Source organism: Streptomyces sp. NPDC006923 (assembly GCF_040635655.1).
GTDB lineage: Bacteria > Actinomycetota > Actinomycetes > Streptomycetales > Streptomycetaceae > Streptomyces.
Window position 1 is genome coordinate 86750 of sequence record NZ_JBEYIF010000010.1, and the last position, 9092, is coordinate 95841.

General features: G+C 66.9%; 8 protein-coding genes. All 8 read left to right on the forward strand.

Translation table 11 applies throughout. The annotated features are described in order from the left end of the window. Positions 1-72: 72 nt before the first annotated feature. The 8 genes from eccD to ABZ707_RS21250 all read left to right on the forward strand — a co-directional run bounded on the left by eccD (position 73) and on the right by ABZ707_RS21250 (position 8921). Positions 73-1470 carry a type VII secretion integral membrane protein EccD gene (gene eccD, locus ABZ707_RS21215; RefSeq protein ID WP_360176983.1) on the forward strand — a complete coding sequence of 466 codons (1398 nt, stop codon included), beginning with the start codon at positions 73-75 and terminating at the stop codon, positions 1468-1470. Between the two features lie 19 nt (positions 1471-1489). Beyond that, positions 1490-2980: a type VII secretion protein EccB gene (eccB, locus tag ABZ707_RS21220; RefSeq protein ID WP_360176986.1), complete on the forward strand. Its 1491-nt coding sequence runs from the start codon at positions 1490-1492 to the stop codon at positions 2978-2980. Positions 2981-3214: 234 nt separating this feature from the next. Beyond that, positions 3215-3583, forward strand: coding sequence for a hypothetical protein (locus tag ABZ707_RS21225; protein WP_360176989.1), 369 nt, complete (start codon positions 3215-3217; stop codon positions 3581-3583). 70 nt (positions 3584-3653) lie between these two features. Then, positions 3654-3968: a WXG100 family type VII secretion target gene (locus tag ABZ707_RS21230; RefSeq protein ID WP_360176992.1), complete on the forward strand. Its 315-nt coding sequence runs from the start codon at positions 3654-3656 to the stop codon at positions 3966-3968. 79 nt (positions 3969-4047) lie between these two features. Further along, a complete protein-coding gene (locus tag ABZ707_RS21235; RefSeq protein WP_360176995.1) occupies positions 4048-4479 on the forward strand; it encodes a type VII secretion system-associated protein in 432 nt (143 codons plus the stop codon). Positions 4480-4588: 109 nt separating this feature from the next. Further along, positions 4589-8053, forward strand: coding sequence for an AAWKG family protein (locus tag ABZ707_RS21240; RefSeq protein WP_360176998.1), 3465 nt, complete (start codon positions 4589-4591; stop codon positions 8051-8053). 78 nt (positions 8054-8131) lie between these two features. Then, positions 8132-8587: a YbaB/EbfC family nucleoid-associated protein gene (locus tag ABZ707_RS21245; protein ID WP_360177001.1), complete on the forward strand. Its 456-nt coding sequence runs from the start codon at positions 8132-8134 to the stop codon at positions 8585-8587. Next, positions 8580-8921, forward strand: a complete 342-nt coding sequence (locus tag ABZ707_RS21250; protein WP_360177004.1) for a hypothetical protein — start codon at positions 8580-8582, stop codon at positions 8919-8921. Before ABZ707_RS21245 ends, ABZ707_RS21250 begins: the two co-directional genes overlap by 8 nt. Positions 8922-9092 lie beyond the last annotated feature (171 nt).

Consider the following 9092-nt stretch of genomic DNA (forward strand, 5'->3'; position numbering starts at 1 on the left):
GGTAACCCCCGGACGTTGGTCCTACGGCTCCGTGCAGTTTGCACGCTTTCGGAGAGGCTTGGAACGATTAGCATGAGCGAAGGCTCCGTGGCGGGTCTGTGCCGCCTTACCATCAGGGCCCCCGACAAAGCCCTCGACCTCGCCGTTCCCTCGGACATTCCCTTTTCCGACCTCCTGCCGGTCATCGTCAGTCAGGCCGGGGACGGGCTGGACGAGGCAGGCATCGAACACGGCGGATGGGTGCTCCAGCGCATCGGGGGTGAACCGCTGGACGGCGAGGGGACCCCGGACTCCCTCGAACTGCGCGACGGTGAAATCCTGCTGCTGCGCCCGGGGACCGAGGCGCTGCCGCCGGTTCGCTACGACAATCTCGTGGACGCCGTCTCCACCACGATCCGCGGTCTCCCGTTCGCCTGGACGGCCACCGTCAGCCGGTGGACGCTGCGGCTCATGATGACCGGGGCGCTCCTCGGCTGCCTGGCGATGCTCGCGCTCCCCGGCGACGTGGCGTCACGCGGCGTGCTGTCGGCGGGCGCCGCGCTGCTGATCCTCGCCGGCGCGGGGGCCGCGGCACGAGTCCTGGACGACCGGCCGGGCGGCGTCCTGCTCGGCCTGGTGGCCAGCGGGTTCCTCGCGCTATGCGGCGTTCTCGTGGTGGGTGATCCGCTCTCCTCCCCGCGTACGCACCGGGAGGCCGGCGCGCAACTGCTGGCCGGATCGGCCGCGGGCGCGATCGGCGCCGTGCTGGCGCTGACGGCCGTGGCCGCGTTCGCCGTCGTCTTCACCGCGGCCGCGCTGCTCGGCCTGGCCGGCATCGTGGGCGGTGTCCTGATGCTGTCGCTGGACACGTCCTTCTCCAACGCGGCAGCCGGTGTCGCCATCGCCGCCGTCATCTTCGGCGCCTTCGTGCCGATGATGTCGTTCTCCCTGTCCGGACTGCGGCTGCCACCTTTGCCGACCAACGCCGAGCAGTTGCAGGAAGGCATCGAACCGCACTCGGGCGACGACATCGCGGACCGCGCCCGCGCCACGGACCACTGGATGAGCGGTTTCTACCTGGCGGTCGGGGCCATCTGCGCCGTGTCCATGGCGGGCATGGCGCGCCACCCGGGCGCCGCGCAGATCGTCACCTCCGCCCTGCTGGCCCTGCTGCTCGTGCTGCACGCCAGAAACCTGGGCACGTCCTGGCAGCGACTCGCGCTGACGACCCCCGCGGCCCTCGGTCTCCTGACGCTGGTCATCGCCTACGCCACCGACCGCGGACAGGGCGCCCGGCTGCCGGCCGCCGGGGTCCTGCTGCTGGTCGCGGCCCTGCTGGCGGTCATGGGCTGGACGGTGCCGGGCCGCCGGATGCTGCCCCACTGGGGAAGGGCCGGGGACGTGCTGCAGTCGGTGACGGCTGTCGCGCTCTTCCCCACGGTTCTGTGGACGCTGGGCGTGTACCAGGCGCTCCGCGCCGTCAACGGCTGACCGGAAGGACGAACAGAGCATGCAGACGCGACGGGATCAGGTCCAGGCCCACCAGTTCGTGGTCTCCCGGCTGACCACCGGTCTGCTCCGGGCCGACCCGGACGACCCGGAGACCCCCACCCGGCGGACCACCAGGGGGGTCGTCATCGGAGCCGTCATCGGTGTTCTCATATCGATCGGCTTCCTGGTCTTCGGCCTGATCCGTCCCGGCGGCGCCACCTCCTGGCGCGACGGCGGAACGCTGCTCGTGGAGAAGGGCACCGGCACCCGCTACCTGTACGACGGCAGTCTGCGGCCGGTACGCAACTACGCCTCGGCGCGCCTGCTCGTCGGCGCGGACATGAAGACCGAGACGGTCTCGGCCGCGTCGCTGGCCGGTACTCCGCACGGCAGCCCCGTCGGCATCGAGGGCGCCCCGGACGTCTTCCCGTCCGGCGGTGATCTCAACTCGGGCCCGTGGGAGGTGTGCGCGGGGACACGGCCCACGGACTCCGGCGGTCGCGAGACCACCACATCCCTGGTCGTGGACTCCGAACAGCCCGGCACAGCGGTCCGGGCGGAGGAAGCGGTGCTGGTCCACGGGGACCGCAGTTACTTCCTGCTCTGGCGCGGCAACCGGTTCAGGCTCGCCGAGGGCAGCGCGACCATGGACGCCCTCGGCTACAGCGCGTCCGAACCGCTGGAGGTCTCCGCGGCGTTCCTGGACTCGCTGCCCGCCGGCGCCGATCTCGCCGCGCCGGCCGTGAGCGGACAGGGCGACAAGGGCCCGGAGCTGGACGGCAAGCGCACCAGGGCGGGCCAGGTCTTCCTGGTCCAGACACCGGGCTCGGCCGGACAGTACTACCTCCTGCAACGGGCCGGACTCGTACCGATCAGCACAACACAGGCGGCACTGGCCCTCAGTGGTCCCGGGGTCCGGGAGAAGGCGTACGCGGGCGGCACCCCGGTGGCTGTCACCATCTCGGCCGACGCTCTCAACGGGGCGCTGGCTCCCAGGGATCCGTCCGGTGAGGGGCGGAGCGTGCTGGAGGCGGGAGCCGCGCTGCCGTCCTCTCCGCCGAAGGTGCTGGAGGTCGGCGACGACCACAACGCCTGTGTGCGCATCGCTCCCCACGGCGACGAGGGCACCGAAGTGAGCGTCGTGCTCGTCGAGTCGGCGGTCCTCCGGGCGACCTCGGTGCAGCCGGCGCAGGCGCTCGTACAGGCATGCCTGGCCGTGGACTCCATCTCCGTGCCGCCCTCGGGCGGCAGCCTGATCCGCGTGCTGAGCAGCGCGGGCGGTGCGGTGGGAGACACCACCTACCTGGTCACGGACACCGGAGTGAAGTACCGGATACCGTCCCAGGCGGCGGCGGCAGCGCTGGGTTATGACCTGACGGCGGCCCAGGCGTTGCCGTCACCGTTGCTCAGCATGGTGCCGACGGGGCCGGATTTGTCACCGGAAGCGGCGAAGGCGGGCCTCAGTGCGGCACGGGGTGCACAGCATTGCGCGGGTAAAAACAGTGCCTGAAAAAGCTCGGGCACCTGAACCGGGCAGGGTGAAAACGGGCGTCTCCTCGCCTTCCGGTCAATTCTCTCCTTGCAATTTCTGATATGTGGAGCCTAGGCTCCTCTGATTGAGTGGACCGGTGCATTCCGGCACACTCGGCAATGGCGGCAGTCTGATTCCGGCAGATGTGAGCGGGAATCAACATTTGAGCGGTAGCGCTTCCGCTGAAATGCCATTCAAACGGAAGGTATGTGCATGAGCACCCCGATAGGGCAGCAGCAGTCATCCACCGCTACATACGGCCAGGCGATCCAGGCACTGGAGGACGCCAAGACGGAGATGAACACCATCCAGGGGCAGGTTCTGGAGGCGAAGGCCGCTCTGCAGGTCCGCTACCAGGGCCCGGACGGTCAGGCGTATTCCCAGGTCATGGACACCTGGCTGGCCGAGGTGGACCGCATCAAGAGCACCTGTGACGCGATGGAGAACGAGCTCGGAATCTCCATGCAGACGTCCAACAACGTGCAGCAGCAAAACCTCCAGGCGGTCTCCGACCAGGGAAAGCTGACGGCGTTCGGCAGCTCCATCGAGAGCGGCGCCTATTCGGCGATGACCGGCAACTGATCAGCCTTCCCGGTGTGGCCGGGAACCGGCCGCGAACACTCCATCCGCATGAACTTCCTAGGAGAGCCTCATGGGCGCTGCTGAAGACGGCATTTACATTGACCACGGCCAGACTTCCACCTTCTCGGAAGACATGATGGCCCAGACCAGGGCCATCGCGGGCGTTATCGACAGGCTTGAGGGCAAGCTCGCCCCGCTCGTGAACAGCTGGCTCGGCCCGGACCGTGATGTGTACTTCCAGAAGGTCCAGCCCACGTGGGACGCCGAAGTGCAGTCTCTGGGCACCATTCTGCAGAGCCACGCCACGACCCTGAACAATGTCTCGGACGGCTACAAGCGGACGGTCTACCAGAACGCGCAGGGCTTCGAAGAGATCAAGTTCTGACACCACGTAGTAACCCCTGCGCTACCTGAGGGCGCAGGGGCGGCGACGTTGTCCTCATTCACGCTACAAAGGGGATGCGATGGCTGACCTGACAAAACTGGACGCGCCTGCCCTCCGGGCCTTCATCGATGAAGACGTCCACAAGTTCAAGACCGATATCGTGACACTCCGTACGACGAGTGAAGACCGGAAGTCCCTGTACGACCTCGCGACCACGACGCTCCCACTCGTGATCGGTCCGATGTCCGAAGACGGTGACTCCGGTGGCAAGAACGTGGTCACCAATATCGTGACCGCGGCCAAGGCGATCGACGGGGTACTGAACAGGCATTCGACCGCCATCGACGACCTGGAGCGCAATCTCCGGAACGTTGTCACCACCATGCTCAAGACGCAGGGCGACAACCTTGCGGCCGTCGACGGTCAGAAGTTCCTCACCGCGATCGCCGACTACAACGGAGACATGGGCGGGGGCAAGTCGAACACGATTCCGCCGCCGACGGCCGGCTGACGCGGGCACAGCAGAAACCACCGAAACACTTGCAGCCCTCTGAGCGCGTGCGCCGGCCGAGGACCGGCTGACGCACGTCAGCAGTGCCAGTCCCCTTGGAGCCCTCACCATGGCCGTTGACAACTGGGAACACATCCTCAACCTGGTGACGGGCTGGACGTTGCCGGAACGTTCAGAGATCACGGGTGCCAAAGGCGACAGCGGTATTCCGTGGATGAATGTGAATATCAAGGAGATCGGGAACAGTCTGTCGCCGAAGAACAGCCTCGGCGACATGGGCGCGACATTCCAGTTCTACACCGCCAAGGGTTTCTCGGTAGGCATGTACCAGGCGGACATCAGCTATGCGGATATTTCCCTGGGCAAGCAGTTCTGGACGCGCAGCGACTTCGCGCTGTGGCACCTGCTCAACAATCACACGACGGTCGGCCTGACCGATCCGGTGGGCGGCGGGCCGACGGGCACCGGTGGCGTCGACATGCACAGCTTCGCCAAGGCGGCCGCGTCCTTCGACGCGGCAGGTGACTTCTTCGCCAACCGTACAGAGATCCTGAAACAGTGGCTGGAGAGTCTGGGGGACGAGCAAGCTGCCTGGAAGGGCACGGCCGCCGGCGTCTTCTGGCATCTTCTGGACGACCTGCACAACAAGTACGAGAATTTCACCTCGGAGCTGCGGCCGCCGGGGTTCCAGCCGCAGAACCAGTCGCTCGCGAATCCGGGTTATCAGACCACCACGCTGCACGGTGACTCGCTCATCGGGGCGGAGCTGTCCCTGCACGCCGCGATACAAAAACTGTACGACCAGTACTTCAAGTTCTTCTGGCAGCAGGGTCAGCCGGTCTCGTACACCAACGCGGACGGCTCGTCCAGTTCGCAGAATCTCCCTGCCGACCCGCGGGACATCATGAACCAGATGATGGTGGACATCGCCAACTGGATCACCCAGCACAACTGGAATCACGTCACGTACACGGCGAACGGCGGCGGAGCCGGATACAACGGCAACGGGACCGCGCCCATCTGGGACACGACAGACGGTTTCTCCTCCAGTCCGGCGTGGGGGAACTTGCAGGACACCTCCACCTGGTCGGCCATCGCGAATGAGGCCGTACGCCGGTGGACGACCAATGTGCAGACCAATCTTGACGCCCCGGCAATACCTGTGGTCACCGAACTCCAGCAGAACTGGACCCGGGTCCTGGACCCCAATTGGAACACCCGCTTCGCGTTCGAGGACACGCCTTCGGTGAGCCTCGACCAGGTGTACCAGCAGGAGGTGCAGGAACAGAAGCAAGAAGAACTGGACAATAAGCAAAAAGAACTCGAAGATCAGAACAAGAAGAATCAGGAAGCGCTGGCAGGGCAGAACGAGAATTTCCAGAAAGGGCTCAACGATTTCGGCAACAATCTCGGAGATTTCGGGAAGAACATTGGAGATTTCGGCGACAATCTGAGCGGTTTTGGAAATAATCTGAGTAATATTCCGCCGCCTGTGACCGACATGCCGAACGGTGCGAACAATCTCCTCGGCGGTCCCGAGGGCGTCACAGGACCGGACGATTTCAAGAGCCTGCTGGACACCGGCGGGGCCGACCAGCCGGTCACCAGCCTGCCGGACGGCACCACCCTTGGCCCCGGCGGTCTCCCGCTCACCGGCGGGGCCGACCAGCCGGTCACCAGCCTGCCGGACGGCACCACGCTCGGCCCCGGCGGTCTCCCGCTCATCGGCGGCGGCCCCCCTGTGAGCCCCGAGGGCACGACCACCACCATGGGCCCGAACGGAGTGCCCGTCACCACGTTCCCCAACGGTTCGACCCAGACGCTGACCGCCGGCGGGCTGCCCCTGCGTACCAACCCCGATGGCAGCCGCGTCACCAGCAACCCGGACGGCAGTGTCACGACGCAGTTCCCGGACGGCAGCAGCACCACGGTGAACCCGGACGGGACGGTGACCACCACATCGCCGCAGGGGCTGACGGATGTGAGTCATCTGGGCGCGGGCGATGTGGTGACGAATCCGGACGGCAGCACGACGGGGATCGGTCCCAACGGCGGGGTGACGACCCAGATGCCGGACGGCAGCACGGTCACCACCAATCCGGACGGCAGCGTCACCACGACGAGCCCCGACGGAACCCAGACGACACAGCTTCCCAACGGCTCGACCCAGACTCTCGGCCCGGACGGCCGGATCGAGGTGACGAACCCGGACGGCAGTGTGACCATGCCCGACGGCGACGGGGGTCTGAAGACGACATTCCCGGACGGCAGCAGCACCACGGTGAACCCGGACGGGACGGTGACCACCACATCGCCGCAGGGTCTGACGGATGTGAGTCATCTGGGCGCGGGCGATGTGGTGACGAATCCGGACGGCAGCACGACGGGGATCGATTCCGACGGTGGCGTGACCACCCACATGCCGGACGGGAGTTCACTGACCGCCCATCCGGACGGCAGCCTCACCACCACGAACGCCGACGGGTCCCGGACAACGCAGTTCCCCAACGGTGTGGTCCAGAGCGTGGGCACGGACGGCCAGGTGCACATCACCAGCCCGGACGGCAGTTTCACCACGCAGAACGCGGACGGCGGCACCACCACGACGTTCCCCAACGGGAGTACGTCCACGGTGAACCCGGACGGGACCGTCACCACCACTACGCCCGACGGGCAGACCATCAGCAGCCAACTCGACCCCGGCGAGAGTCTGGTGAACCCGGACGGAAGCACCACGACGCTCGGATCCGGTGGTGAGATCACGACCACGATGCCCGACGGCAGCTCGTTCACCCTGCACCCCGACGGCACCGTCAGCACGACGAATCCGACCGGCGCCAATGACCTCGGGGACCTGTCACGCACCCCCACCGTGTCGAGCGGTCTCCAGACCCCCGACCTGAGCGGGCTGAAGAACGACCTGAACCACGCGCTGGCCACCCACAGCCCTGACGGCAGCGTGACCACTCACTTCCCGAGCGGCGCCACCGCGACCACCGGCCCGGACGGTCTCACCACCACCACGTTCCCGGACGGGAGCAGTTCGGTCTCCGGCCCGAACGGACAATTCCAGGCGCTGCCGAGTCCGGCCACGGCCGGCGCCGGCGCCGGCGGGGCGGGCGGCTTCGGAGTGAGTGGCTCCGGAGCGAGCGGCGGCGGTGTGGGCGGCCTGGGGGCGGGTCTCGGGGCAGGCGCGGGCGCCGGTGCGGACCCCGGACTCATGGGAATGATGTCGCCCATGATGATGATGATGGGCATGGCGCGCATGGGGCAGCAGGGAGGGCAGCAGGGCGGCGACCAGGAACGCGTGCGTGAGGTCTACGAGGACGGCGACTCCGACGGCGCTTTTCTGCAACACCCCCGGATGCCGCAGCAGTCCACCCCGGCGGAGGACGCGTACGAGGAGGAGGAAGAGGACACACGCGCCCTGCTGAGCCGCTCTCGGACGGAGTCGGGGCCCGGTGGCCACGGCGGCGGCTCTGCCCGGCCGGCGACACAGAGCTCGTGGTCGGACGGGGACGGCGATGTCTGGGGCACCGAGGAAGGCGGACTTCCCGCTTCCATCGGACGCTGAGCGCGGCTCCTGTCGGCTCCGTACCGCTTTCTGATCAACAAGCAGCGCCGCACGACCACACAGAGGGGCGAAGACACCATGGACGACTCCCTGCAGCATCAGCTTGAGCAGGCCATGTCCGAATTCACCAAGCAGCACGAGTCGCTGATGAAGGCCAGGGACGAGGTGATGTCCCTCTCGGTGACCGTCAGGTCGAAGGACCGGGCGGTGGAGGTGACCGTCGGCTCCCAGGGGGAGGCCAGTGGCCTGAGGTTCCTCAACAACAAGTACAAGGAGATGTCGGGCCAGGCTCTGGCGACGAGTATTCTGGAGGCGTTGGCCAAAGCTCGTCAGGAGATCGCCGACCAGGTGGCGGCCCGGTTCGAGTCCGTCTCGGGTGGTGGACTGGGGGTCGCGGGCAAGGGGATGGAAGGCTTCGATCTCGACCGGCTTCTCGAACCACTGGGCGCCGAGGGGCTGTTGACAAAGCAGCCGGGTTCCGCCGAGAACCGCCAATCTTCCACGCGCGAGGACGGGGGCAGCAGGCATGCCTGACGACAACATGTTTATAGCGGACCCGTCGCACGTCCAGGCCGGCGGCGGTATGACCGATGAGGTCAGCCAGTTGATCGAGCGGACCGCGAAGGCGTTCGTGAGCGCGACGGAGTTCGACCCGCAGGATCCTCCGTGGGGAAACGACCAGATCGGGCACGGATTCGCCGAGAACTATGTGAAGCCGCACGCCCAACTCCGTGACGCGGTCGCCTCATTCGCGGACGCCGTCACCAACGCGGCCCGGCTCACTCTTGAGTCGGGCAAGAATTTCCAGAAGACGCAGGACGGTGCCCTGGAGCACATCCGCCAGAATGGTGGAGGAGGACGACACTAGGGCCTCTCGTTCGGATCTTGCTGGGCTCGCGTGCCCCGGCACCACGCCTCGCGGCGTTGTCGTCACAGCAGGGAGCCGACGCTCCGCGTCGGTTCCCTCCTCCGCCTTGCGATCCACGGCACCAGACCCCGCCCCCTGACCCAGCCGGATTCAAACGAAAGCCCCTAGCCC